26 protein-coding genes are annotated in these 25,373 nt (G+C 67.6%); 3 read left to right on the top strand and 23 right to left on the bottom strand.

What is annotated here, in order from left to right; all coding sequences use genetic code 11:
- Window position 1: 1 nt before the first annotated feature.
- From recO to ACFPOE_RS14590, 19 genes are all read right to left on the bottom strand, one after another.
- On the bottom strand, window positions 2-757 hold the full coding sequence (gene recO, locus ACFPOE_RS14680; RefSeq protein ID WP_376850868.1) for a DNA repair protein RecO: 756 nt from the start codon (window positions 755-757) through the stop codon (window positions 2-4).
- On the bottom strand, window positions 744-1,694 hold the full coding sequence (gene era / locus ACFPOE_RS14675) for a GTPase Era (RefSeq protein ID WP_376850867.1): 951 nt from the start codon (window positions 1,692-1,694) through the stop codon (window positions 744-746). The genes recO and era overlap by 14 nt, the downstream gene beginning before the upstream one ends.
- On the bottom strand, window positions 1,691-2,374 hold the full coding sequence (gene rnc, locus ACFPOE_RS14670; RefSeq protein WP_376850866.1) for a ribonuclease III: 684 nt from the start codon (window positions 2,372-2,374) through the stop codon (window positions 1,691-1,693). The genes era and rnc overlap by 4 nt, the downstream gene beginning before the upstream one ends.
- Before the next feature lie 14 nt (window positions 2,375-2,388).
- Complete coding sequence (locus tag ACFPOE_RS14665; RefSeq protein WP_376850865.1) at window positions 2,389-2,742, bottom strand: DUF4845 domain-containing protein; 354 nt, start codon at window positions 2,740-2,742, stop codon at window positions 2,389-2,391.
- Between the two features lie 36 nt (window positions 2,743-2,778).
- Complete coding sequence (lepB, locus tag ACFPOE_RS14660) at window positions 2,779-3,744, bottom strand: signal peptidase I (RefSeq protein ID WP_376851905.1); 966 nt, start codon at window positions 3,742-3,744, stop codon at window positions 2,779-2,781.
- Window positions 3,744-5,555, bottom strand: a complete 1,812-nt coding sequence (gene lepA, locus ACFPOE_RS14655; protein ID WP_376850864.1) for a translation elongation factor 4 — start codon at window positions 5,553-5,555, stop codon at window positions 3,744-3,746. The genes lepB and lepA overlap by 1 nt, the downstream gene beginning before the upstream one ends.
- Window positions 5,556-6,050: 495 nt before the next feature.
- On the bottom strand, window positions 6,051-7,547 hold the full coding sequence (locus ACFPOE_RS14650; RefSeq protein ID WP_376850863.1) for a DegQ family serine endoprotease: 1,497 nt from the start codon (window positions 7,545-7,547) through the stop codon (window positions 6,051-6,053).
- 85 nt (window positions 7,548-7,632) lie between these two features.
- On the bottom strand, window positions 7,633-8,661 hold the full coding sequence (locus tag ACFPOE_RS14645) for a MucB/RseB C-terminal domain-containing protein (RefSeq protein ID WP_376850862.1): 1,029 nt from the start codon (window positions 8,659-8,661) through the stop codon (window positions 7,633-7,635).
- Window positions 8,662-8,676: 15 nt separating this feature from the next.
- Window positions 8,677-9,279: a sigma-E factor negative regulatory protein gene (locus ACFPOE_RS14640; protein WP_376850861.1), complete on the bottom strand. Its 603-nt coding sequence runs from the start codon at window positions 9,277-9,279 to the stop codon at window positions 8,677-8,679.
- Between the two features lie 24 nt (window positions 9,280-9,303).
- Window positions 9,304-9,936, bottom strand: coding sequence for an RNA polymerase sigma factor RpoE (gene rpoE / locus ACFPOE_RS14635; RefSeq protein WP_376850860.1), 633 nt, complete (start codon window positions 9,934-9,936; stop codon window positions 9,304-9,306).
- Complete coding sequence (locus ACFPOE_RS14630) at window positions 9,933-10,385, bottom strand: hypothetical protein (protein ID WP_376850859.1); 453 nt, start codon at window positions 10,383-10,385, stop codon at window positions 9,933-9,935. Before ACFPOE_RS14630 ends, rpoE begins: the two co-directional genes overlap by 4 nt.
- A gap of 44 nt (window positions 10,386-10,429) precedes the next feature.
- Complete coding sequence (fabF, locus tag ACFPOE_RS14625; protein WP_376850858.1) at window positions 10,430-11,674, bottom strand: beta-ketoacyl-ACP synthase II; 1,245 nt, start codon at window positions 11,672-11,674, stop codon at window positions 10,430-10,432.
- 41 nt (window positions 11,675-11,715) lie between these two features.
- Complete coding sequence (acpP, locus tag ACFPOE_RS14620) at window positions 11,716-11,955, bottom strand: acyl carrier protein (protein ID WP_048441207.1); 240 nt, start codon at window positions 11,953-11,955, stop codon at window positions 11,716-11,718.
- Between the two features lie 100 nt (window positions 11,956-12,055).
- Window positions 12,056-12,805, bottom strand: a complete 750-nt coding sequence (gene fabG, locus ACFPOE_RS14615) for a 3-oxoacyl-ACP reductase FabG (protein ID WP_376850857.1) — start codon at window positions 12,803-12,805, stop codon at window positions 12,056-12,058.
- The gene (fabD, locus tag ACFPOE_RS14610; RefSeq protein ID WP_376850856.1) at window positions 12,802-13,752 is read right to left on the bottom strand and encodes an ACP S-malonyltransferase; all 951 of its coding nucleotides are present in this window, start codon (window positions 13,750-13,752) and stop codon (window positions 12,802-12,804) included. Before fabD ends, fabG begins: the two co-directional genes overlap by 4 nt.
- Before the next feature lie 37 nt (window positions 13,753-13,789).
- Entirely contained in the window at window positions 13,790-14,767 is a 978-nt protein-coding gene (locus tag ACFPOE_RS14605) for a beta-ketoacyl-ACP synthase III (RefSeq protein WP_376850855.1), read from the bottom strand.
- A gap of 3 nt (window positions 14,768-14,770) precedes the next feature.
- Window positions 14,771-15,823, bottom strand: a complete 1,053-nt coding sequence (gene plsX, locus ACFPOE_RS14600; RefSeq protein ID WP_376850854.1) for a phosphate acyltransferase PlsX — start codon at window positions 15,821-15,823, stop codon at window positions 14,771-14,773.
- A 110-nt stretch (window positions 15,824-15,933) separates the two neighbouring features.
- Complete coding sequence (gene rpmF, locus ACFPOE_RS14595; protein ID WP_153585002.1) at window positions 15,934-16,116, bottom strand: 50S ribosomal protein L32; 183 nt, start codon at window positions 16,114-16,116, stop codon at window positions 15,934-15,936.
- A 150-nt stretch (window positions 16,117-16,266) separates the two neighbouring features.
- Window positions 16,267-16,815 (bottom strand): YceD family protein, encoded by a 549-nt coding sequence (locus tag ACFPOE_RS14590; protein ID WP_376850853.1) that lies wholly within the window; start codon window positions 16,813-16,815, stop codon window positions 16,267-16,269.
- Between the two features lie 25 nt (window positions 16,816-16,840).
- On the opposite strand from ACFPOE_RS14590, the gene ACFPOE_RS14585 reads away from it, so the two are divergent.
- Both ACFPOE_RS14585 and ACFPOE_RS14580 read left to right on the top strand, forming a co-directional pair.
- Window positions 16,841-17,458 carry a Maf family nucleotide pyrophosphatase gene (locus ACFPOE_RS14585; protein WP_376850852.1) on the top strand — a complete coding sequence of 206 codons (618 nt, stop codon included), beginning with the start codon at window positions 16,841-16,843 and terminating at the stop codon, window positions 17,456-17,458.
- Window positions 17,455-18,216 (top strand): SAM-dependent methyltransferase, encoded by a 762-nt coding sequence (locus ACFPOE_RS14580; RefSeq protein ID WP_376850851.1) that lies wholly within the window; start codon window positions 17,455-17,457, stop codon window positions 18,214-18,216. The genes ACFPOE_RS14585 and ACFPOE_RS14580 overlap by 4 nt, the downstream gene beginning before the upstream one ends.
- A 117-nt stretch (window positions 18,217-18,333) precedes the next feature.
- Here ACFPOE_RS14580 and ACFPOE_RS14575 read toward each other — a convergent pair whose 3' ends face one another.
- The 4 genes from ACFPOE_RS14575 to ACFPOE_RS14560 form a co-directional block, all read right to left on the bottom strand.
- Window positions 18,334-19,359 (bottom strand): S49 family peptidase, encoded by a 1,026-nt coding sequence (locus ACFPOE_RS14575; protein ID WP_376850850.1) that lies wholly within the window; start codon window positions 19,357-19,359, stop codon window positions 18,334-18,336.
- A gap of 81 nt (window positions 19,360-19,440) precedes the next feature.
- On the bottom strand, window positions 19,441-19,806 hold the full coding sequence (locus ACFPOE_RS14570) for a Rieske (2Fe-2S) protein (protein ID WP_376850849.1): 366 nt from the start codon (window positions 19,804-19,806) through the stop codon (window positions 19,441-19,443).
- Window positions 19,806-20,474 carry an HAD family hydrolase gene (locus ACFPOE_RS14565; protein WP_376850848.1) on the bottom strand — a complete coding sequence of 223 codons (669 nt, stop codon included), beginning with the start codon at window positions 20,472-20,474 and terminating at the stop codon, window positions 19,806-19,808. Before ACFPOE_RS14565 ends, ACFPOE_RS14570 begins: the two co-directional genes overlap by 1 nt.
- The gene (locus ACFPOE_RS14560; protein ID WP_376850847.1) at window positions 20,446-21,435 is read right to left on the bottom strand and encodes an RluA family pseudouridine synthase; all 990 of its coding nucleotides are present in this window, start codon (window positions 21,433-21,435) and stop codon (window positions 20,446-20,448) included. The genes ACFPOE_RS14565 and ACFPOE_RS14560 overlap by 29 nt, the downstream gene beginning before the upstream one ends.
- 521 nt (window positions 21,436-21,956) lie before the next feature.
- On the opposite strand from ACFPOE_RS14560, the gene ACFPOE_RS14555 reads away from it, so the two are divergent.
- Complete coding sequence (locus ACFPOE_RS14555; protein ID WP_376850846.1) at window positions 21,957-25,274, top strand: Rne/Rng family ribonuclease; 3,318 nt, start codon at window positions 21,957-21,959, stop codon at window positions 25,272-25,274.
- The last annotated feature ends 99 nt before the right edge of the window (window positions 25,275-25,373 follow it).

The raw sequence follows: 25,373 nt of genomic DNA, 5'->3' as shown, positions 1-25,373 counted from the left end.
TCTATAGGGCCTGCAGGTCTTTCATCATCTGCCGGGTGCGCAAGGTGGTCACGCCGCAATGGTAGTGCAGCAGGGTGCGCAGCTGCGGCTTGAGCTGCGCCATCACCATCGCTGCCTCGGGCAGCGTGGCGGAAAACGGGGCGGGGTCGTCCAGCGCCAGCTGCAGCAGCTGCCATTGCTCGCCGTCCAGGCTGGCGCGGTCGTCGCCCGGCGCGGCCTGCACCAGGCCGCCCTCGGGCACCAGGCTGTAGCGTGCCTGCGCCTGCAGCGGCGCCAGCGTGGGGGTCTGCAGGTTCAGCACCGGCAGCAGGCCGATCTCGCGCAGCAGCACCAGCTCGAACGCCCGCAGCGCCGGCTGCAGGGCCTCGCCATGCTCGGAGGCCAGCACCTGTACCGCCGAGGCGTAGGCGTCGAACAGGCCGGGATGCGGATCGTCGCGCGCCAGCAGGCGGATCAGCAGTTCGTTGAGGTAGTAGCCGGACAGCAGCGCATCGCCGGTCGGCATCACCTGGCCGCCGACCCATTCGGCGCCCTTGAGCGTGCGGATCTCGGCGTCGCCGCCGAAGCTGACCCGCAGCGGCTGCAGCGGCAACAGCACCGGGCGGAAGCTGGAACTGGGGCGCTTGGCGCCCTTGGCCACCAGGGCGATGCGGCCGTGGCGGCGGGTGAATACTTCCAGGATCAGGCTCGATTCGCTCCAGTCGTAGCGGTGGAGCACGAACGCCGGTTCGTCGGAGATCCGCCTATTCGTAGCCAAAACTGCGCACCCGCGCCTCGTCGTCGGCCCAGCCGCTGCGCACCTTGACCCACAGCTCGAGGAACACCTTGGCCCCCATCAGCTTTTCCAGCTCCTGGCGCGCTTCGGTGCCGATGCGCTTGAGCCGCTCGCCCTTGTCGCCGATCACCATCGCCTTGTGGCCGTCGCGCTCCACCACGATGGTGGCGGCGATCTTGACCATCCGGCCGTGCTTGGGACTGGGTTCTTCCTCGAACTTGTCGATCACCACCGTCGACGTGTACGGCAGCTCGTCGCCGGTGAAGCGGAACAGCTTCTCGCGCACGGTCTCGCTGGCCAGGAATTTCTCGCTGCGGTCGGTGAGCTCGTCCGGCGCGTACCAGAAGGGCTGCTCGGGCAGGTATTTCTCGCAGATGCCGAACAGGCGCTCCACGTCCTTGGCGTTCTTGGCCGACATCGGCACGAACTCGGTGAAGGCGTGCCGCTTCTGCATCTCCTGCAGCCAGGGCGCGATGTCGCCGCGCCGGTGCACTTCGTCCAGCTTGTTGGCCACCAGCAGCGCCGGGATGCCCGGCTTGAGCAGCTCCAGCACCTTGGCATCGGCCGGCAGGAACTTGCCCGCCTCCACCACGAACAGCACCAGGTCGACGTCGCCGACGGCGCCGAGCACGGTCTTGTTCAGCGACTTGTTCAGGGCGGTGTTGTGGCGGGTCTGGAAGCCGGGCGTGTCGACGAACACGAACTGCGCCTTGCCCACCGTGCGGATGCCGGTGATGCGGTGGCGCGTGGTCTGCGCCTTGTTGGACGTGATGCTGATCTTCTGCTGCACCAGGGCGTTGAGCAGGGTCGACTTGCCGACGTTGGGCTTGCCGACGATGGCGATCAGGCCGCAGCGCTGGCCGGCGGCCGCCGGATCGGGGACAGGTTGGGCGGCGGGGGTTTCGGGGGCGTCTGTCATTTGGTCTTCGCTTTCAGGTTCAGCAGCATGGCTGCCGCGGCCGCCTGTTCGCCGGCGCGGCGCGAGGCGCCGATGCCGCGCTCGACGGCGCCGAGCTCCGGCACCTCGCACTCGACGTCGAAGGTCTGCTTGTGGGCCGCGCCCAGCGTGGCAGCCACGCGGTAGATCGGCAGCTTCATCTTGCGGCCCTGCAGCCATTCCTGCAACTCGGTCTTCGGGTCCTTGGCGGCCGCCGGCATCTGGGGCGTGATCTCCACCGCCTCGAACAGCCGGTGGACCAGCGCCTCGGCGGCGCCGTAGCCGGCGTCCAGGTGGACGGCGCCGATCACCGCTTCCAGCGCGTCGGCCAGGATCGACGGCCGCTTGTTGCCGCCGGAGCGCGATTCGCCTTCTCCCAGCCGGATCACCTTGGGCAGGCCGATGCCGACCGCCACCTGATGCAGCGTCTCCTGCTTGACCAGGTTGGCGCGCACGCGCGACAGCTCGCCTTCCGGCAGGGTGCTGAGCCGGCCGTACAGCAGCGCCGCAACCGCCAGGTTCAGGACCGAATCGCCCAGGAATTCGAGCCGTTCGTTGTGGTCCGACGAAAAGCTGCGATGGGTCAGCGCGCGCGTCAGCAGCCGCGGGTCTGCAAAGCGGTGTTGCAGGCGATCCTGCAGCGCTGACAGATCGCCATCCACGCTGGCTCGGGCTTCTACTTGGACCGCCCCGCGTACTTGAGCAGCAGGAAGGCGGGGCCGAACATGTGGATTTCCTTGTTGTAGGCGAAGGAGACCACGACCTTGTCGCCCTCCTTGGTCACCACCAGGTCCTTGCCGGAAATCGCATTGATGTCGTCGATCTGCGCCGCCTTGTCGAAGATGGTTTTCACTTCGCCGACCGTGTTGCCGGCCGAGGCTTTTTGCACCGCCTTGAGCGCCGCCTGGTACTCAAGCACGGTCGGGAAAGCCTGGGCGGCCAGCACGCCGACGCACGCCAGCACACCGACCACGAACAGGAAGCCGAACAGCGAAAAGCCGTCCTGCCGAGACTTGATCTGATCCTTCATGGATGAACCCTTCCGCCGGTTTATTGACAACAACTTCTAATCAAAGGCGCCGATGCGCTTGGGGCTGCTGAAGTTCATCCAGACCAGGAACGCCTTGCCGACGATGTTCCTGTCCGGCACGAAGCCCCAGTAGCGCGAATCCAGGGAATTGTCCCGGTTGTCGCCCATCATGAAGTAGTACCCCTGCGGCACCTTGCATGTGACCCCTTCGACACTGTACTGGCAATTCTGCTTGAAGGGAAAGTCTTCCACGCCGGGGATGAAGGCCGGGCGGTCGTCGTCATTGAGCAGGCGATGGCGCTTGCCGCCGATCTCTTCCTCGAACTGCTTGAAGTAGCGCATGGCGTCTTCGTCGAAGAAATCAGGCAGTGCGACCTTGCTCACCGGCTGGCCGTTGATGGTCAGCTTCTTGTTCAGATATGCCACCTGGTCGCCCGGCACGCCGATCACCCGCTTGATGTAGTCCAGGCTCGGCTTGGGCGGATAGCGGAACACCATGACGTCGCCCCGGTGCGGCGGCGTGCCGTTGGTGAGCTTGGTGTTCAGCACCGGCAGCCGCAGCCCGTAGGTGTACTTGTTCACCAGGATCAGGTCGCCCACCAGCAGCGTGGGGATCATCGAACCGGAGGGAATCTTGAACGGCTCGAACAGGAACGAGCGCAGCACGAACACCGCGATGATCACGGGGAACAGTCCGGCGGTCCAGTCCAGCCACCAGGGCTGCATCAGCAGGCGCTGGCGGGCGGTGGCCAGGTCGGCGTCCACCGGGGCGATGCCGCGGGCGGCCAGTTCGCCCTTGCGCTGGGCGGCCTGGGCCTCCAGGGCGGCGGCGGCCTGGCGCCGGCGCGGCAGGAAGTACAGGCGCTCGGCCAGCCAGTACAGGCCGGTCACGATGGTCGCCAGGAACAGCAGCAGCGCGAAGTTGCCTTCGACCATGCCCAGGTACCAGGCACCGGCGTAGCCGGCGAAGGCGGCCAGGACCGCCGCGGTCAATACCGGCATCATTCCTCCACCTGCAAGATTGCGAGGAACGCTTCCTGCGGCACTTCGACCGACCCGATCTGCTTCATTCTTTTCTTGCCTGCTTTTTGTTTCTCGAGGAGCTTGCGCTTGCGGCTGATGTCGCCGCCGTAGCATTTTGCCAGCACGTTCTTGCGCAGCGCCTTGATGGTCTCGCGGGCGATGATGTTGGCCCCGATCGCGGCCTGGATCGCGACGTCGAACATCTGGCGGCTGATGATCTCGCGCATCTTGGCGACGACGGCGCGGCCGCGGTACTGGGCCTGGGTGCGGTGGACGATGATCGACAGGGCGTCCACCTTCTCGCCGTTGAGCAGAATGTCCACCTTCACCACGTCGGAGGCGCGGTACTCCTTGAACTCGTAGTCCATCGAGGCGTAGCCGCGGCTGACGGACTTGAGCTTGTCGAAGAAGTCCAGCACGATCTCGCCCAGCGGCATCTCGTAGGTCAGCATGACCTGCTTGCCGTGGTAGGCCATGTTCAGCTGGACGCCGCGCTTGAGGTTGGCCAGGGTCATCACCGGCCCGACGTACTCCTGAGGCATGTACAGGTGCACGGTGACGATCGGTTCGCGGATTTCCTCCAGCTTGCCCTGGTCCGGGATCTTGGACGGGTTCTCCACCATCATGATCTCGCCGCCCGGCTTGACCACTTGGTAGACGACGCTCGGCGCCGTGGTGATCAGGTCCTGGTCGAACTCGCGCTCCAGCCGCTCCTGCACGATCTCCATGTGCAGCAGGCCCAGGAAGCCGCAGCGGAAGCCGAAGCCCAGCGCCTGGGACACTTCCGGCTCGTAATGCAGCGAGGCGTCGTTGAGCTTGAGCTTTTCCAGCGCGTCGCGCAGCGAGTCGTACTGGTTGGCCTCGGTCGGGTACAGGCCGGCGAACACCTGGGGCTGGATTTCCTTGAAGCCTGGCAGCGGCTCGGTGGCCGTGAAAGCGGCGCCGCCGGTGCCGGGCCGGACCAGGGTGATAGTGTCACCCACCTTCGCCGCCTGCAGTTCCTTGATGCCGGCGATGATGTAGCCCACCTCCCCCGCTTCCAGCGCCGGGCGCGATTCGTTGGCGGGGGTGAAGACGCCGAGGTTGTCGGCGTTGTACTGGAGGTCGTTGGCCATCAGCTTGATACGCTCGCCCCTGGCCAGCCGGCCGTCGACCACCCGCACCAGCATCACCACGCCGACGTAGCTGTCGAACCAGCTGTCGACGATCATGGCGCGCAGCGGGCCGTCGGGATTGCCCTTGGGCGCCGGGATCCGGGCGACGACCGCTTCCAGGATCTCGTCGATGCCCATGCCGGTCTTGGCGGAGCACGGAATGGCGTTGGTCGCGTCGATGCCGATCACGTCCTCGATTTCCAGCTTCGCGTTGTCCGGATCGGCCTGCGGCAGGTCCATCTTGTTCAGGACCGGAACCACTTCGACGCCGAGTTCGAGCGCCGTGTAGCAGTTGGCGACGGTCTGCGCTTCCACGCCCTGGCTGGCATCGACCACCAGCAGCGCGCCTTCGCATGCGGACAGCGAGCGCGAGACCTCGTACGAGAAGTCCACGTGGCCCGGCGTGTCGATCAGATTGAGGTTGTAGACCTGTCCATCCTGCGCCTTGTACTTGAGCGCCGCGGTCTGCGCCTTGATGGTTATCCCACGCTCCTTTTCCAGATCCATCGAGTCGAGAACCTGCTCTTCCATCTCGCGATCCGAGAGTCCTCCGCAGCGCTGGATCAAGCGGTCCGCGAGTGTCGATTTGCCGTGGTCGATGTGCGCGATGATCGAAAAGTTTCTGATGTGATTCATCAACGGGAACGCTTAAGTGATTGAATTCAAACGGCAGCCGGAAAGAAAAAAGGGCGCGTCGAGTGGTGACGCGCCCTGAACCAACAATCTATGGCAACTGCGATAGTTGGAGCTTCATTGTAGGCAAAAAGCCCGGGGCGTACAGAGCGAGGGGTGCCCGGGAAGGGTCGTTGCAGGGCTGCAACAGGATTCTTATGCACAGGTTATCAACAAATTCTGGGGGCAGCTGTCTGGACAAGGTGTGGGCGATCTGTGGACTGCCGGTGGAGCGTCTGCATTCATCCCGCATGGTGGTCTGGGGCATGGCGCATATGCCTCTAATCACGCCACCGACCCTCGCATTCTATCGAAAAACGTGCATACCAGGATTATAAGTTAGCAAGTGCACACTTTATATCGTGCAAAACTGCACGATAAATATTTGAGCGGCCGTCGAAAAAAAGCCCCAAACCCGACCTCGGGCTGGGGCCTTCGCGCCCTTGACGCCGGACTGCGCTAGCCGCGCGACGGTCGCAGCAGCAGGTAGCTGGCAAGCTCGCCTCGGCGCAGCAGCACCGGCACTGCCTTGCTCTTGTCGACCTTCGCGATCACGGCATCGAACTCGCGCACCGAGTGGATCTCGGTGTTGCCGATCGCCACGATGATGTCGCCCTCGCGGATGCCGGCGCGGGCGGCGGCCTCCGCCACCGTTTCCACCTTGACGCCGCCCTTGATCTTCATTTCCTTCTTCTGCGCGTCCGTCAGGTCGCTGACGACCAGGCCGACCGACTGGGCGGCGGCAGAACCCTTGGGCTTTTCCGCCTCCTTCTCCGACACGCGCTTGACCGGCTTCTCGGCCTCGAACTCAGCGATGGTCACGCCCAGGTCCTTGGAGCCGCCGCGCCGGAACACCGTCACCGTCGCCTTGCTGCCCGGCTTGGTGTTGCCGACCATGCGTGGCAGATCGGTGGCGCGCTCGATCGCCTTGCCGTCCAGGCGGGTGATGATGTCCCCGGCCTCGATTCCGGCCTTGTCGGCGGGCGATCCGCTTTCCACGCTGCGCACCAGGGCGCCCTGCGGCTTGCCCAGGCCGATCGACTCGGCAACGTCCTTGGTGACCTGGTCGATCTGCACGCCGATCCGCCCGCGCGAGACCCGGCCGGCGGGCGAGCGCAGTTGCTCGCTGACGCGGATCGCCTCGTCGATCGGGATCGCGAACGAGATGCCCATGAAGCCGCCGGAGCGCGAATAGATCTGGCTGTTGATGCCCACCACCTCGCCGCGCATGTTGATCAGCGGGCCGCCCGAATTGCCGGGATTGATCGCCACGTCGGTCTGGATGAACGGCAGGTAGTCGCCGGTGTCGCGCTGCTTGGCGCTGACGATGCCGGCCGTGACGGTGTTCTCGAGGCCGAACGGCGAGCCGATCGCCATCACCCACTCGCCCACCTTGAGGCGGTTGACGTCGCCGATCTTCACGGCCGGCAGGCCGGTGGCGTCGATCTTGATCACCGCCACGTCGGTGCGCTTGTCGGGAGTGCCGACCACCCTGGCCTTGAACTCGCGCTTGTCGGGCAGCGTCACCATCACCTCCTCGGCGCCGTCGACGACGTGGGCGTTGGTCATGACGAACCCGTCGGAGGTCAGGATGAAGCCAGAACCGACGCCGCGCGGCTGCGCATCCTCGTCCTGCGGCTGCGGCCGGTTCGGCCGCGGCGCCTGGCGGGGCGCGCCGGGGGCGGGCTGGCCGAAGAAGCGCCGGAAGAACTCCTGCATGTCTTCGTCCATCTGCCCGCTGCCGGCGGCGCTGGGGCGGGCGCGCTCCAGCGTGCGGATGTTGACCACGGCCGGCCCGACCTGCTCCACCAGTTCGGTGAAGTCAGGCAGCCCCTTCATCTGCGGCGCGGACTGGGCCATCGCCGGCTGGGCCGGCACCAGCGCCACGGTGCCGGTGAGCGCGAGCGCGCTCACCAGGGCATGGGCACGGAATTTCTTCCAATCGAGCTGGAACATATGGACCTCTTGATAAGGATATTGCTGGGAATGCGGCGCGGCAACAGTGGTTCTCGCATCTCGCGGCACGGGATGATCTGGGGGCTTATCGGCGCCGCTCAAGGCTGGTGGCAAAGGCCTTGAGGGTGGAAGGCGGCACTTCGCCCACCGCCGTCACCCACCAGTCCTGCACCCGGTGGGTCAGGGTCTGGGTGGCCCCGACCGCGGCGAACAAGCCCTCCTGCGTGTGGCGCTGGCGGTCATAGGGTTCCACGAACAGCGACACCGAAGCCAGGCCGTCCGAAAAGATCCACTGCATCGCGTTGTCGCTGGCCGGGCGCTTGTAGCAGCTCATCGACTTGAAGCCGGCAACCGGCGTCTTCAGGGTCCAGCCCTCGGCCAGCGCGGTGGTCTTGGCCACGTCGGATTTCTCCACCCGGTAGCCGTCGGTGCTGGCCATCATCTGGGCCAGGCGGTCCATCCGCACCGGCGCGTCTAGCTGCAACTCGGAAAACGCGGCCTGTTCCAGGACGTTGCCTTCCGTGTCCAGCGTCTGCAGCTTCACCACCAGGCCGGACTTGCGCTCGCTCCAGATCCGGTAGCCGTAGCGCAGGTTGTCCTTCGGCGCGAGCTCGACCACGTCGGCGTCATGGCCGGCGACGCGGTCGGTGCCGACGGTGCGCGCGCCATAGAACTCGGGGATGGAGCTCTCGGTGCCGGTCAGCAGGTTGGGGAACAGTCCGGCCGATTCGCGCCTTTCGCTGCGCGCCACCTTCTGCTCCGGCAGGAAGGTCATGACTTCGTCGTTGCGCCGGAAGATCGCGCGCGGCGCGCCGCTGAGGCTTTCCACCCGCTCCATCTGCACGTCGCCCTCGCAGGCATGCCAGATGCGGGCGCTGGACAGCGCGCCGGCATAGGACGACACCACGAAGGTGCCGACATAGCTACGGCGGCGCGACGCCTCGTGCATCCGCAGCAGCCATTCCCCCACGCTGCGTTCAGTGTTCCTGCCGTTGGCGCCCGCATGGCCAGCCGGCGGCGTGGCACCGGCCAGGCCCAGCGCGCTCAAGGCAGCCAGGGTGACGAGCAGGCGGGCGAACAGGCGAAGCGACGAGGCGGGCGAAACTTGGAGCATGCGTGACGGGCGCCTTCAGCGGGCCGGGCCCTCGAAAGTCGCGTTACGCAGGAATCCCGCGGGCGATTGCAGCGCCGAAGCGCCGCCACCGAGCTGGCGATGGGCCGCCAGCAGCTCGTCCAGCCGCGGATCGCGAATCATTGCCGGCGGGTGTTCCAGCGAGGCGACGGCGGCCGCCGGCCGCGCACTGGCGAGTTGCGGCTGCTGCGCCCGCATGGAATCGCCCACCGCCGTCCACCCGATCGCCGTCACTGCGGCCAGCGACGCGAAACCTGCCACCAGCTTCCAGCGGAAGCTGCCGTCGTTTGCGGCATCACCCCTGGGGCGCACGACCTGCTGCGATTGCGCCGGCAGGGGCGCCGGCGCGCCCGCCTCCGGCCGGGGATTGGCCTGCTCGCGCTCCAGCCGGACCTGGAAGCCGGCCAGGAAGGCGGCCGGCTCGGTTCCGGTGGCCAGGCTTCCCGAGCGCAGCACATCGCCGATCAGGTGGTAGGTGTGCCAGGCGGCGCGGGCCTGGGCATCCGTGGCGACCAGCCCGATCGTGCGTTCGAGCGCTTCGCCGCGCAGCTGGCCGTCGGCCAGCGCCGAGATCATTTCGTGCATTTGCATCTTGTCCATCGCATCACCTTGCCAATTCGCGCATCACCAGCGCTTGCCCGTCTGGTTCTCCAGCATGGGCCTGACTTTCGCCGAAATGGCCTCGCGCGCCCGGAAAATCCTGGAACGCACGGTGCCGATCGGGCAATTCATCACTTCCGCGATCTCTTCATAGCTCAGGCCCTCGATCTCGCGCAGCGTGACCGCCTGGCGCAATTCCTCGGGCAGCGCCTCCATGGCCGAGTTCACCGCTCCTGCGATTTCCTTGGCGGCGAGCACCGTCTCGGGCGTTTCCGAGGAGGTTAGTTCGTTCTCCACGGCGGAAGTTTCATCTTCGTCGTCGCCGCCGCCGCGCAATGCGCTTTCCGACACCAGCGGGTCGCGCTTGAGGTCCATCAGCGCCTTCTTGGCCGTGTTCACCGCGATCCGGTACAGCCAGGTGTAGAACTGGGCGTCGCCGCGGAACTGCGCCAGCGCCCGGTAGGCGCGGATGAAGGTTTCCTGGGCGATGTCCTCCACCAGGTCGACGTCGCGCACCATCCGGCCGATCAGCCGCTCGATGCGCCGCTGGTACTTGATGACCAGCAGCTCGAACGCCTTCTGGTCGCCCGCCACTGTCCGTTCCACCAGCATCAGGTCGGTGTCGGATGGCGTGGGCGGTGCGGAGGCTTTGGTCATGGTGTCGCCACTGGCGGGCGCGCAGGAGGCCGCGCTGGCGGCCTGGGGCGCGAATATACCGCACGGCGCAGGTCCAGCCAGTGCCGGGGATCGCGGCTGCGTTCCAGCCAGAGCCACCGTGATGAACTGGGCGAGGACCAGCGCACCAGCATGCACCGCTGCAAGTCCATCGCCGCTTCCACGTCACCCGGGCCGGCATCGAAGGTCGCGGTCCACGCCGTCCCGTCCCAACGCAGGTTCCCTTGCGGCGAGCGCAGCCAGGACGCCAGGACCCACCCGCCGGCCATGGCGAGCACGGCGGCGGCCAGCGCCTGCCGCCAGCCGGGGTTGGCCGCTGCAAGCACCCACAGCAGGGCCACGGCGACGCCGGCCAGCCAGAGCGCGGCTGCCAGCAGGCCGGCGAATCGGGGACGCGCCACCGGATAAGTCACGGCCGGCGCGTTGTGCATGGAAACGGTTTCAGACCAGCGGCGGGCGGTGCCCGGCGCGCCGCTCAGATGCGCTTGAAAACCAGGGTGCCATTGGTGCCGCCGAAGCCGAAGTTGTTCTTCACGACCACGTCGATCTTCAGGTCCCGGGCCTCGTTGGCGCAGTAATCCAGGTCGCACTCCGGATCCTGGTTGAAGATGTTGATGGTGGGCGGGCTCTTCTGGTGGTGGATGGCCAGCACGCTGAACACGGATTCGATGCCGCCCGCCCCGCCCAGCAGGTGGCCCGTCATCGATTTGGTGGAATTGACCACCAGCTTCCTGGCGCTGTCGCCGAACGCGGCCTTGATCGCGTTGGTCTCGTTCAGATCGCCCAGCGGCGTGGAGGTGCCGTGGGCATTGAGGTATTGCACTTCGTCGAGGTTGATCGCGGCGTTGCGCAAGGCGTTGACCATCGAGCGGCGCGGACCGTCCACGTCCGGGGCCGTCATGTGGAAGGCGTCCCCGCTCATGCCGAAGCCGGCCAGCTCCGCGTAGATCTTCGCCCCGCGGGCCTTGGCGTGCTCGTACTCTTCCAGCACCAGAACGCCGCCGCCCTCGCCCAGCACGAAGCCGTCGCGGTCCTTGTCCCAGGGCCGCGAGGCGGTCTTGGGGTCGTCGTTGCGGGTGGACAGCGCGCGCGCCGCGGCGAATCCGCCGACGCCCAGCGGCGAAATGCAGGATTCGGCGCCACCGGCGATCATCACGTCGGCATCGCCGGATTCGATCAGCCGGGCCGACAGGCCGATCGCGTGCAGGCCCGTGGTGCAGGCCGTGACCACGGCGATGTTCGGGCCTTTGTAGCCGAACCGGATCGACACGTGGCCGGAAATCATGTTGATGATCGACGCCGGCACGAAGAAGGGGGAAATGCGGCGCGGGCCGCGATTGACCAGTTCACCGTGCATTTCCTCGATCATCGGCAGCCCGCCGATGCCCGAGCCGATGTTGCAGCCGATGCGGTCCGCCTCCTCGGCGCTGAGCGCATCGCCGGTGGGCAGCCCGCTGTCGTTCACCGCCTGGATCGCCGCCACCAGCCCGAGGTGGATGAAGCGGTCCATGTGGCGCGCCTCCTTCTCGGGAATCCAGTCGCCGATGTTGAGGTTCTTGACTTCGCCGGCGAACCGGCAGGCCAGATTGGACGGGTCGAAACTCTTGATCGAATCGATGCCGCCGCGGCCTGCCAGCAGGTTGGTCCACGACTCCTGCGCCGAGTTCCCGACCGGGCTGACGCAGCCAAGCCCCGTCACGACGACGCGCCGCCGGCTCATGCTGCCTCCGGGAAACGGTTCTGGGCTCCGCTCATGCGCGATCAGGCCTTCTGGTGCGTGTTGGCGTAGTCGATGGCGTTTTGCACCGTCGTGATCTTCTCTGCGTCCTCATCGGGAATCTCGATGCCGAACTCGTCTTCGAGCGCCATCACCAGCTCCACCGTGTCCAGAGAGTCAGCGCCGAGGTCGGCCACGAAGGCTTTTTCGCTGGTGACCTGGGACTCCTCCACGCCGAGTTGTTCGGCGATGATTTTTTTGACACGTGCTTCGATATCGCTCATGGTTCCCTCAAAGGGTTGTGAATGAATTCGCAATTTTACCCGGGACAGGGGTCTTTCCCCGTCCCCGGCGGCCGGGCGAACGAACCGGCCCTGACTTATTTCAGGCCATGTACATGCCGCCGTTGACGTGGACTTCCTGTCCAGTCACGTAGCCGGCCTGCGGCGAAGCGAGCCACGCGACGGCGTGGGCGATGTCTGCCGGCTTGCCAAGGTGCCCCAGGGGAATCTGGCCCAGGAGCGCCTTCTGCTGTTCCGCCGGCAGCGATGCAGTCATGTCGGTTTCGATGAATCCGGGCGCCACGCAGTTGACGGTGATGCCGCGGCTGCCGAGTTCGCGCGCCAGCGCCCGGGTCATGCCGGCCACGCCGGCCTTGGCCGCTGCGTAATTGGCCTGCCCCGCATTGCCCGAGGCGCCGACCACCGAGGTGATGCTGACGATGCGGCCGTAGCGCTGCTTCATCATCGTGCGCATCACGGCCCGGCTCATCCGGAAGACAGCCTTGAGGTTGGTGTCCAGCACCGCGTCCCAGTCTTCGTCCTTCAAACGCATCGCCAGCATGTCGCGGGTGATGCCGGCGTTGTTCACCAGGATCTGCAAGCCGCCGTCCTGCTTGACGATGGAATCGACCAGTGCTTCGGCAGCGGCGCCGTCATTGACGTCCAATGCTGCGCCGCGGCAACCGGCGTGAGCGCCAAGCGCCGCGCTGATCTTGGCGGCACCCTCCGCGGTCGTCGCCGTGCCGATGACCTTGACGCCGCGGGCCGCCAGTTCCTGTGCGATCGCCGCGCCGATCCCGCGCGTCGCGCCGGTAACCAGCGCGACCTGGCCGGCAAATACTTGTTCGCTCATGCCAGTTGCCCCTTCAGGTCCGCCAGGGTCGCGCTGTCATACAGCGCGAGCCCGGTCAGTTCCGGGTCGATCCGTTTGCACAGGCCGGCCAGCACCTTGCCGGGACCGCACTCCACCAGCGTCGTGACGCCGCGCGCCTTGATCGCCTGCACGCACTCCACCCAGCGCACCGGGCCGAAGGCCTGTTCATAGAGGGCGGCGCGGATCCGGTCCGGATCGGTTTCGACGCTGACCTCGATGTTGTTGATCACCGGAATGCGCGGCGCGGCGAAGGGCGTCTCGGCCAGCCTGGCCTTGAGCTTCTGCGCAGCGGGTTTCATCAGGCTGGAGTGAAAAGGCGCCGACACCGGCAGCGGCAGGGCGCGCTTGGCGCCCGCTGCCTTGAGCACTTCGCAGGCCTTGTCGACGCCGGCCTTGCTGCCGGCAATCACGGTCTGGCCGGGGTCGTTGAAATTGACTGCCTCCACCACTTCGCTGGTGCCGACGCCGAAGCTGCGAACCGCGTCCGCGCAACCTTCGATGACGCGCCGGGCGTCCATGCCGAGGATGGCCGCCATGGCGCCCGTCCCTGCCGGCACTGCATCCTGCATCGCCTGCGCCCGGAAACGCACCAGCGGAGCCGCCTGCGCCAGCGTCAGCACGCCGGCGGCGACCAGCGCGGAATATTCGCCCAGCGAATGGCCCGCCACCACGGCCGGCTCGGCGCCGCCTTCGGCCAGCCACGCGCGATAGGCCGCCACGCCCGCCACCAGCATCACCGGCTGCGTGTTGGTGGTCATCGCCAGCGCCTCTTTGGGGCCTTGCGCGATCAATCGGCCCAGGTCTTCGCCCAGCGCGTCGGAAGCCTCGGCGAGCGTTGCGGCAACCGCGGGATGGCCGCCCCAGGCGTCCAGCATGCCGACGGACTGGGAGCCCTGGCCGGGAAAGACGAAAGCGAAGGATTTCATGCTTCTTGTTCTGATTCTGAAAGTGTGTTCGCGCGCTTCAGAAATCCAGCAGGACCGCGCCCCACGTGAACCCGCCGCCGACGCCTTCGAGCATCAGGGTGTCGCCGCGCCTGACCTTGCCGCTGCGCACCGCGTGGTCCAGCGCCAGCGGGATCGACGCGGCCGAGGTGTTTCCATGCTCGTCGACGGTCACGACCAGTTTCTCCGCCGGCAGCTTCAGCTTCCTGGCCGTGCCCTGCATGATCCGCAGGTTGGCCTGGTGGGGGATCAGCCAGTCGATGTCCGCTGCCGTGCGGCCGGCCTTTTCCAGCGTGGCGCGGGCAGCGTCTTCCAGCACGCCCACCGCCAGCTTGAACACGGCCTGGCCGTCCATCTTGAGCAGCGGGTCGCCGATCACCTTGCCGCCGCACACGGTGCCGGGCACGCACAGGATGCCGACGTGCTTGCCGTCGGCATGCAGGTCGCTGGCCAGGATGCCGGGCGTGTCCGACGCCTCCAGCACCACGGCGCCGGCACCGTCGCCGAACAGCACGCAGGTGGTGCGATCGGAAAAATCCAGGATGCGCGAAAACACTTCGGCGCCGATCACCAGCGCTTTGCTGGCCGCACCGGTCTTGATCATCGAGTCGGCGATCGTCAGCGCATAGACGAAGCCGCTGCACACGGCCTGCACGTCGAAGGCCGGGCAACCGGCCACGCCCAGCTTGTGCTGCAGGATGCAGGCGGCGGAGGGAAACACCATGTCCGGCGTCGAGGTGGCGACGATGATCAGGTCGATGTCGCCGGCGGCGACACCGGCGGACTCGAGCGCCCGCTTGGCCGCCTCGACGCCCAGGTCGCTGCTGGTGACTCCGTCGGCGGCGAAATGCCTGGCCCGGATGCCGGTGCGCTCGACGATCCACTGGTCGGAGGTCTCGACGCCGCTGGCGGCCAGTTGGGCCGCCAGGTCGGCATTGGTGACGCGGCGCGGCGGCAGGTAGCTGCCGGTGCCCGTGATGCGGGAGAAGCGTCTCATGTTCTATTCGTTGATGACAGTTTCGGCTGCCGGGGCCTCTGCATCCGGTCCCATCAGCAGTGGCCGGGCGTGGGCGATGCGCGCCTGAACGCGGTCCAGCAACTGGTTGCGGGCCGAATCATACGCGCGGCCAAGCGCCTGGCCGAAGGCGAACTCGTCGGCCGATCCATGGCTCTTGAACACCAGCCCGCGCAGGCCAAGCAGCGCCGCACCGTTGTAGCGGCGATGGTCCACGCGATTTTTGAATGCAGATAGCACGGGATAGGCAACGATCGCGGCAAGTTTCGTCAAAGGAGTGCGCGAGAACTCTTCCTTCAGGAAGCCGCCGATCATCGTCGCCAGGCCCTCGCTGGTCTTGAGCAGCACGTTGCCGACGAAGCCATCGCACACGACGATGTCGGTGGTGCCCTTGAAGATGTCGTTGCCCTCGACGTTCCCGTAGAAATTGAGATCACCTGAATTGGCAGCCGATCGCAGCAGTTCGCCGGCTTTTTTGATCACATCGCTGCCTTTGATCACTTCCTCGCCAATGTTCAGCAGGCCGACCGAGGGTTGGTCCACGTGGTTCAGCGCGGAGACCAGGGCCGAACCCATGACGGCGAATTGAAGCAGGTGCTGTTCGGTGCAATCGACGTTGGCGCCTAGATCCAGCACCGTGGTGGCGCCGCCCTTGGCGTTGGGCATGGGATACGCGATCGCAGGGCGGTCGATGCCTTCGATGGTCTTGAGCAGGTAGCGCGCCAGGGCCATCAGGGCGCCGGTGTTGCCCGCAGAAACTGCGGCCTGCGCCTGGCCGTCCTTGACCAGTTGCAGCGCCACGCGCATCGACGAATCCTTCTTGCGGCGCAGCGCAACCTCCACCGCGTCGTCCATCGTGACGACCTCGGTCGCGGCCACCACGCTGGCACGCGGGTGGCTGAAGGCCTTCAGCGCCTCAGGGGCGCCGACCAGCAGCAGCCGGGCATCGGGATGACGTTCGAGGAATTGCCGGCAAGCGGCGAGGGTGACGCGGGGGCCGTGGTCTCCCCCCATGCAATCGACGGCCAGAGTAGTCATGGGCTCAAATGTAGGGCGAACCGCATGGCAGCAACCACCAGCTTCGGGCCTCCGGCGTCAGGACTGGCCCGCGGCCTGCGTTGCGCAGCGCGGGCCGCAGGCGAAGCCAATCAGGCGTCGTTCTTGGTCTTGAGCACCTTGCGGCCACGGTAGAAGCCGGTCGGGCTGATGTGGTGGCGCAGGTGGATTTCGCCGGTGGTGGGCTCCACGGCGATGCCGGGAGTGACCAGGGCATTGTGCGAACGGTGCATGCCGCGCTTGGACGGCGATTTCTTGTTTTGCTGGACGGCCATGACGGGCTCCTAAAACTGAGGTGGCGCCGCCCGCAAGGGCAGCTCTTTGGGCGACCGCTGGGGCGGCCACCGGTGGATGGATTGGAGGGGACGCGGTTGGGCCGGAAGGCGTTGGCGCGAAGCCCACGATTATAGCCCAACTTGTTGTTTTTACTCGCCTTTGCGGGTCTTGAGCCGCTGCAGCAAGGCGAACGGGTTCTCGCGCGGGGCCGGCGTGGCCTCGAAACCCGGGTCTTCCACGGCCAGCTGCACGGGGACCGGGCACACCTCGTGGCGCGGCGCCACCGGCAGGTCCATCAGCAGCTCGTCCTCGACCAGTTCGATCAGGTCGAAGCTGCGGCTCAATGCCAGCAGGTCTTCCTCGGAGTGGTCGTCCTCGGCCATCGCGCTGGCTTCGTCCTGGACGAAGCGGAACGGCCGCTTCACGGCCACCGGCACGTCCACCGGCGCCAGGCAGCGCTGGCAGGTCAGCGACAGCACCGTGTCCGCTTCGACGTGCAGCCAGATTTCGGGATGGACATGGGCCGGATTGCGCATCTCGCCGGTGACCGACCACGACAGCCGCGTCTCCGCCCCGCGGCCGGCCGTTTCCGCCATGAGGCGCGAATGGTCGCCGAGCCGCTCCTGGCCCGACAGCTCCGCCGCTGCCTCGGCAAATGCCTTGACGTCCAGGCGCCGCGGGTCGTACTCCATTTTCATGCGGCCAGTGTAAGAGAATCGATGCATGTCTGCGGCCGCTCCTTCCCCATCCCCTGAACCGGCGCAGCGTTTGCTCGTGCTCGGGTCGACTTCGCGCTACCGGCGGGAGCTGCTGCAGCGCCTGCACCTTCGCTTCGAAGTCGCCTCGCCCGACGTCGACGAAACGCCCAACGCCGGTGAGCACCCTCGCGAGCTCGCCTTGCGCCTGGCCCTGGCGAAGGCACAGGTGGTGGCAGCGCGATTCCCGGCGGCGGTGGTGATCGGCTCGGACCAGGTTGCCGATCTGGATGGGCTGGCGCTGGGCAAGCCGGGCACGCACGACCGCGCCGTCGAGCAGCTGCGGCACATGCGCGGCCGCAGCGTGGTGTTCCAGACGGCGGTGGCCGTTGTGTGCCAGGACACCGGCTTCCAGCAAGTGGAGCTGGCCCCGGTGCGAGTGCGCTTTCGCGACCTGTCCGACGCCGAGATCGAGGCCTACCTGGAACGGGAGCAACCCTACGACTGCGCCGGCAGTGCCAAGAGCGAGGGGCTGGGCATCTCCCTGCTCGACGCAATCGACAGCGACGACCCCACCGCGCTGGTGGGCCTGCCGCTGATCCGCACCTGCCGGATGCTGCGCGCCGCCGGCGTGAAGCTGCTGTGACGGCGCCGGGCCGGTTGTTCCTGGTGCCGGCGCCGCTGGACTTCGGCTGCGCGGTGCAGGCGCCGCTGCGCGACGTGCTGCCCGACGCGACGCTGGCGCGGGCTGCGCAGCTGACCCACTGGATCTGCGAGAACGCCAAGAGCGCCCGCGCCTACCTCAAGCGCGTCAACGAATTGCATCCGCTGGCCGCGCCGCTGCAGGAGTTGCGCATCACCGAGCTGCCGCGCGAAGTGCACAAGAAGGGCGATCACGCAGGAACCTTCGATGCCAGACCCCTGCTGGCCGCTGCCCTGGCCGGCAACGACATCGGCCTGCTGAGCGAAGCCGGCATGCCGGCAGTCGCCGATCCCGGATCGTCGGTGGCGCGCGCCGCCCACGATCTTGGCATCGAGGTGGTGCCGCTGGTTGGCCCGGTCTCGTTGTTGCTGGCGTTGGCCGCCAGCGGCCTGAACGGCCAGAACTTCGCCTTCGTGGGCTACCTGCCGCAGGAGCCGGCCGAGCGCGGCAAGCGGATCCGGGAGCTGGAAGCACTGGCGCTCAAGGCCGGCCAGAGCCAGCTGTTCATCGAGACGCCGTATCGCAATGCGGCGATGTGGCAGGCGCTGCTGCAGGTGCTGCAGCAGAACACCCGGCTGGCGGTCAGCAGCGGCTTGACGCTGCCGCAGGCTTTCAACCGCAGCCTGCCGGTGAAAGCGTGGAAGCAGCAGCCCGCGCCCGTGGACAACGACACGCCGGCCGTGTTCCTGATCGGGCGCTAGCCCTTCGACAAGCTCAGGACAGGCCCTTCGACAAGCTCAGGACAGGCCCTTCAGCAGGCTCAGGCAGCGCCTTCGGCAAGCTCAGGACAGGCCCTTCGACAAGCTCAGGACAGGGCCTCAGCGCAGGCTGGGAATCGCCTTGAGCGCGTGCACCGCGCCGTCGCCGATGGCTGCGCCGAACTTCTTGGCCAGCCGCTCGGCGACGTTGTCGCGACGGGTGTAATCGACCAGTTCCTCGGCCTTGACGATTTCGCGGGCGACGAAGTCCAGGTTGCCCAGCTGGTCCGCCAGCCCCATGTCCACCGCCTGCTGGCCGGTCCAGAACAGGCCGCTGAACAGCTCGGGCGACTCCTTCAGCCGGGCGCCGCGGCCCAGCTTGACGGCGTCGATGAACTGCTTGTGGATCTGGTCCAGCATGGCCTGGGCGTAGGCACGCTGCTTGTCGGTCTGCGGGCTGAACGGGTCCAGGAAGCCCTTGTTCTCGCCGGCGGTCAACAGCCGGCGCTCCACGCCCAGCTTGTCCATCAGGCCGGTGAAGCCGAAGCCGTCCATCAGCACGCCGATGCTGCCGACGATGCTGGCCTTGTCGACGAAGATCTTGTCGGTGGCCGACGCAATGTAATAAGCGGCCGAGGCGCACGACTCCTCCACCACCGCGTAAACCGGCTTCTTGTACTTGGCCTTCAGGCGCCTGATCTCGTCGTACACGATGCCGGCCTGCACCGGGCTGCCGCCGGGCGAGTTGACCAGCAGCACCACCGCCTTGGCACCGTCGTCCTCGAACGCGGCGCGCATCGCGGCGACGATGAATTCGGCGCTGGCATCGGCGCCGGAGGCGATCTCGCCCTTGATCTCGATCACCGCGGTGTGCGGCGTCGACTTGTCGGCGGCCGGGGAGCCGCGATGGAACGCCGCCCACAGCAGGAACAGGATCAGCGCCAGCCAGGACAGCCGGAAGAAATTGCGCCAGCGCCGCGCCGTCCGCTGCTCCTCCAGGGTCGCGAACATCAGGCGTTCCATCGTGGCCTGCTCCCAGCCGGCGGCGCGCGGCTGCGGCTGGGCGGACAGCCCGGTGGGGAAAGGCGGGGGGACGCGCGGTTCGCCCGGGGTCGTGTCCGGGGCGCCTGGAGGCGATTCGTTCATGTCAGTCTCCGCCGAGCCGCCTCAAGGAGACTGAAGCCCCCTCGGGGGGCAGCGAATGAAAAGAGCGTGGGGGTCGTCATTTCAGAACTCGAGAGGGTGGAGGTTGTGGGCAGTATGCCAGTGCACCACGCCATCGCGCTCCGTCAGGGCGATTGCCACCAGCCCCCCGCGGCACGGCCCGCCGGCGCAGGCGCCGGTGTCCGGCCGATAGACGGCCCCGTGGGTGGAGCAGAGCAGCCAGCGGCCGCTGTCGTCGAAGAAGCGGTTCGGCTGCCAGTCCATCTCCATGGCGACGTGGGCGCAGCGATTGAGGTAGGCATGGACCTGGCCGTCGAAGCGGATCGCGAAGGCGCGGCAGGTCTGGCCGCCGTACACCACGTCGAACGGAACGGCCTCGCCGCTGTCGACGAGGTCCGCGGAGTTGCACAGCGGCACCTGCGCGTCCATCAGGCGTGGTCCAGCAGCCAGTGGTGCAGCTGCGGCACCGAGTGGGCGATGAACATCGGCCCGAGCGCGTGGAATGCATCGGGCTCGTGGGCGCCGTAGCTGACGCCGACGCTGGGGCAGCCGGCGTTGCACGCCATCTGCAGGTCGTGCGTGGTGTCGCCGATCATCAGGGTGCGCGCGGGCTCGCAGCCGAACTCGGCCATCAGCTCGCGCAGCATCAAGGGGTCGGGCTTGCCCGCCGTTTCGTCGGCGGTGCGCGAACCGTCGAACACGCTGCGCAGTTCCACCGTCCGCAGCGCGTCGTCCAGGCCGCGGCGCGACTTGCCGGTGGCCACCGCCAGCACGTGCTGGCGCTCCTTCAGGTCCGCCAGCAGCGCCAGCACGCCGTCGAACAGCGCCAGGTCGTTCTGGTGGGAGTTGTAGTGGACGCGGTAGCGCCGACCCAGCTCGGGATATTTCGAGGGGGGCACGTCCGGCGCCGCATGGGCCAGCGCCTCCATCAGCCCCATGCCGATCACGTACGCCGCGGCCTTGTCCGAGGGCGCGGCGCCGCCCACGTCTGCCACCGCGCGCTGGATGCAGCGCACGATGATCTGGGTGGAATCGAACAGCGTTCCGTCCCAGTCGAAGGCGATCAGGTCAAACCGGCGCGGGCGCTGCTGGGGCATGGTCGGCAAATCTCTTGAGTTCCGGCGGCAGCGGCGCCATCAGTTCGATGCGCTCGCCGCTGGCCGGATGGTTGAACTGTAATCGCCAGGCGTGCAGGAACATCCGCTTGAGGCCCTGCTTCTGCAGCGCCCGGTTGAGGTCGAAGTCGCCGTACTTGTCGTCGCCGGCGATCGGGTGGCCCTGCGAGGCCAGGTGGACGCGGATCTGGTGGGTGCGGCCGGTCTTGATGGTCACCTCCAGCAGGGTGAAGCCCGCCAGCCGCTGCGCCACCTTCACCAGGGTGATGGAGCGCATGCCGTCCGGGTCGTCCTTGCCCACCACCTTGACCCGGCGCTCGCCGTCGGCCTGCAGGTACTTGTGCAGCGGAACGTCGATCACCTTGTTGCTGGCCGGCCAGGCGCCGTTGACCAGGGCCAGGTAGGTCTTGCCGGTTTCCCGCTCGCGGAACTGGTCCTGCAGGTTGGTCAGGGCCGAGCGCTTCTTCGCCACCAGCAGCACGCCGGAGGTTTCGCGGTCCAGCCGGTGCACCAGTTCCAGGAATTTCGCCGCCGGGCGGGCCTGGCGCAGCTGCTCGATCACCCCGAAGCTGACGCCGCTGCCGCCGTGGACCGCGACGCCGGCCGGCTTGTCCACCGCGATCAGGTGCTCGTCTTCCAGCAGGATCGGGAATTCGCGCGCCGGCGCCGGATGTTCGAGCTTGTCGGCCGCCTTGTCGGACATCCGCACCGGCGGCAGCCGCACCTTGTCGCCGGTTTCGATCCGGGTATCGGCCGCGGCCCGGCCCTTGTTCACCCGCACTTCGCCGCTGCGGATAATCCGGTAAACGTGCGTTTTGGGCACGCCCTTCAGGTGGCGGATCAGGAAATTGTCCAGGCGCTGGCCGGCCGATTCTTCATCAACTTCCAGCCATTTCACCTGCGGCGTTGCAGGCGGGCCATTGCCCCCTATAATGTGTTTCACTAGCGTAACGCTGTAAGTGGTTGATTTGTCTGGAGTTTAGTCCACACACTGCCGCCGGCTGCGCTGGAAGGTCGATGCCACCGTCGAAGGATGCGCGCAGATTGCAGGCTGGATGCCGCAATGGCCCGCCCCCGCCGCCGGAGCCGCCGATACTTTGAAACACTGATACGGAATACCAAGCTGCCAGCTTTCCCCGCTGGCAGCGGATCAAGCGAGAACCCCTGTGTTGATGGCACTCCTCCTGAACTTCTGGCGGTGGCTTAAGGCCCCCGCCGAGGGCATGGAATCGCCGCCAGCCCGCTCCCCGCGGGTGCAAGCTGCTGCAGTCCCTGCAGCGCGCCAGCGCCGCCGTCCCGGCGGCCCGTTCTTCGCCACCATCCACGCGCCCCCGCTTCGCCTGCTGAGATAACTCTCGGCTCGCGTCGCGCCACGCCAATTCCATCGTTTCGAAGCGTCTGCCAGGCATCGTTGACCCGCTACGGGTCTGTAGGTTGATGTTTGACAAAGAATGAGGTGACGCTATGAAGCGGATGCTGATCAATGCCACGCAGGCGGAAGAACGCCGGCTGGCAATCGTCGATGGACAAAAACTCCTCGACTACGAAATCGAGATCGAAGGGCGCGAACAGCGCAAGGGCAACATCTACAAGGCGGTTGTCACCCGGGTCGAGCCCTCGCTCGAAGCCTGCTTCGTCGACTACGGCGAAGACCGGCACGGCTTCCTGCCGTTCAAGGAAATCTCCAAGAGCTACTTCACGCCCGGTGTCTCGGTCTCGCAGGCCCGCATCAGCGACGTGATCAAGGAAGGCCAGGAGTTGCTGGTCCAGGTCGAAAAGGAAGAGCGCGGCAACAAGGGCGCCGCCCTGACCACCTTCGTCTCGCTGGCCGGCCGCTACGTGGTGCTGATGCCCAACAACCCGCGCGGCGGCGGCGTCAGCCGCCGGATCGAGGGCGACGACCGGGCCGAGCTCAAGGAGAACATGGACCAGCTGGAATATCCCAACGGGATGTCCATCATCGCCCGCACCGCCGGCATCGGCCGCAGCGCGCCCGAGCTGCAGTGGGACCTGAACTACCTGCTCAAGCTCTGGAACGCCATCGACGGCGCCGCCAAGGGCGGCAAGGGCGCGTTCCTGATCTACCAGGAATCGTCGCTGGTGATCCGCGCGATCCGCGACTACTTCAACCACGACATCGGCGACATCCTGATCGACACCGACGACGTGTACGACCAGGCGCAGCAGTTCATGGCGCACGTGATGCCCGAGCATGCGGCCCGCGTGAAGCGCTACCGCGACGACGCCCCGCTGTTCTCGCGCTTCCAGATCGAGCACCAGATCGAATCGGCCTATGCCCGCGAAGTGAAGCTGCCGTCCGGCGGCGTGGTCGTGATCGACCACACCGAGGCGCTGGTCTCGATCGACGTCAACTCGGCCCGCGCCATCAAGGGCGGCGACATCGAGGAAACGGCCACCCGCACCAACCTGGAAGCAGCCGACGAAGTGGCGCGCCAGATGCGGCTGCGCGACCTGGGCGGCCTGATCGTGATCGACTTCATCGACATGGAAGAGTCGAAGAACCGCCGCGAAGTTGAAAACCGCCTGCGCGACGCCCTGCGGCAAGACCGCGCCCGCGTGCAGTTCGGCACCATCAGCAAGTTCGGCCTGATGGAAATGAGCCGCCAGCGCCTGCGCCCGGCCCTGTCCGAAGGCGCGTCCATCCCCTGCCCGCGCTGCGGCGGCCACGGCCACATCCGCGACACGGAAAGCTCCGCGCTGCAGATCCTGCGCATCATCCAGGAAGAGTCGATGAAGGACAGCACGGCCTCGGTGCTGTGCCAGGTGCCGGTGGAAGTCGCTTCGTTCCTGCTGAATGAAAAGCGCGCCGAGATCGCCAAGATCGAGCTCAAGCAGCGCATCAACGTGCTGATGGTTCCCAACAAGACGCTGGAGACGCCCAACTACCGGCTCGAGCGCCTGAAGCACGACGACCCGCGCCTGGACAACGTCGTCGCCAGCTACCACATGGCCGAAGAGATCGAAGATCCGACGACGGTGACGCGCCGCTCGCAGGAACGCCAGAACAAGCAGGAGCCGATCATCAAGGGCGTGCTGCCCGACGCGCCCGCACCGATCGCCGTGCCGCGTCCGGAACCGGTCGCCAGGCCGGTCGAACCGGTGGCCGCCAAGGCGCCGGTGCGCGCACCGGCGCCTGCGCCCGCCCCGGTGGCAGCACCGGCGCCGGCCGAGACCGGCTTCATGGGATGGCTCAAGGGCCTGTTCGGCGCGCCGCCGGCACCGGCTGGCAAGCCGATTGCGGTGGTCGAGCCGAAGAAGGAAGAAAAGCGCGAAGGCGCCCGCGGTGGCCGCGACGGCGAAGCGCGCCGTGACGGCGAGCCGCGCCGCGATGGCGAGCAACGCCGCGACGGCCGCCGGGGCGAAGGCCGCGGTGACGGCCGGCGCGGCGGCCGTGGTGGCCGTGGCGGCGAGCAGCGCCAGGGCGAGGGCCGCGAGCCGATGCGCGCCGAAGGCGTCGAGGGCCAGGCCCGCGGCGAGGGACGCGGCGGCGAAGGCCGAGGCCGCGACAACCGCGAAGCGCGTGAGCCGCGTGCCGACCGTGGCGGCGAGGGCCGCGAACAGCGCGAGCCGCGCGAGGCCCGCGAGCCGCGTGAATCGCGTGAGCCGCGCGAACCGCGCGGCGAAGGCCGCGGTCCGCGCCGCGACCAGGAAGGCCGCCCGCCGATGGAGTCGCCGGAGATCGGCATCCCGGGCACGCCATCCCATGCCGCCACCGAAGGCGAGCAGGCGCAGCGCCAGGAGCGCGGCCCGCGCGGCGAAGGCCGGCGTGACCGCGGCGAGCGTGGCGGCGAAGGCCGGCGCGAGCGCGGCGATCGCGGCCCCCGCACCGACCGTGGCCCGCGCCCCGAAGGCGGCCAGCCGGCCGAAGCGGGCGTGGAAGCGCATGCACTGGCAGGTGCCGCCGGTTCCGTCGGCGACCTCGCCGAGGCCGGCTCGCCCGAGCCGGTCGCCGCCAACGCGGTGCTGGAATCGCACACCCATGGTGACGGCCAGCGTCCGCAGGCCGATGGCGAAGAGCCGCGCCGTGGCCGCTCGCGCGAGCGTGGCGGTCGCGATCGCGATCGCCGCGGCGAGCGTGGCGATCGTCCGGCCCGCGAGGACGGCTTCAGCGACACCCAGCCGATGAGCGAGTCCGCCATTCCGGTGGCGGCACCGCAGCAGCCGATGGCCCAGCCGCCGGTTGGCCAGCGCTACGCGACCGGCTTCGCCAGCCAGGATGCCAACGGCAACGGCATGGCGCAAGCCGAGGCTGCGCGCCGCGAGGAAGCGCAACCCGCCGCCCCGCGCCAGGAACAGGCACCGCGCCAGGAACAGGCACCGCGCCAGGAGCAGGCACCGCGTCAGGAGCAGGCACCGCGTCAGGAGCAGGCACCGCGCCAGGAGCAGGCACCGCGCTTCGAGCCGGCCGCCAGGCCGGAACCGGTGCGTGAGGCCCAGGCGCCGCGCGCCGAAGCGCCCCGCATGGAGCCGGCGGTGGCCGCAGCCGGCCTGCCGCGCGTGCAGCGCTTCGAGCTGCCGGTCGGCGAGCTGGCGCAGGTGGCCCAGGGCTCCGGCCTGCAATGGGTCAACTCCGACGCCGAGAAGATCGCGGCAGTGCAGGCCGCGATTGCCGCCGAGCCCAAGCCGATCCACATCCCGCGCGAGCGCGCGCCGGTCGCGGTGGCGGACGAGGGCCCGCTGGTGCTGGTGGAAACCAAGCGCGACCTGCGCGAGCTGAAGCTGCCGTTCGAGCAGCAACCGGGCACCCCGCCGCAGCAGTAAGAACCGTCATCCCGGCCTTCGGGCCGGGACCCAGACGCGACGAAGCAAACCGTCGATCAGGAGGAGGCCATGCCTGCGCTCTGATCGGCGGTTTTTTCT

The sequence above is a fragment of the Caenimonas terrae genome, from assembly GCF_042655405.1.
Lineage (GTDB): Bacteria > Pseudomonadota > Gammaproteobacteria > Burkholderiales > Burkholderiaceae_C > Ramlibacter > Ramlibacter terrae_A.
This window is presented reverse-complemented; position numbering and strand designations above follow the sequence as displayed.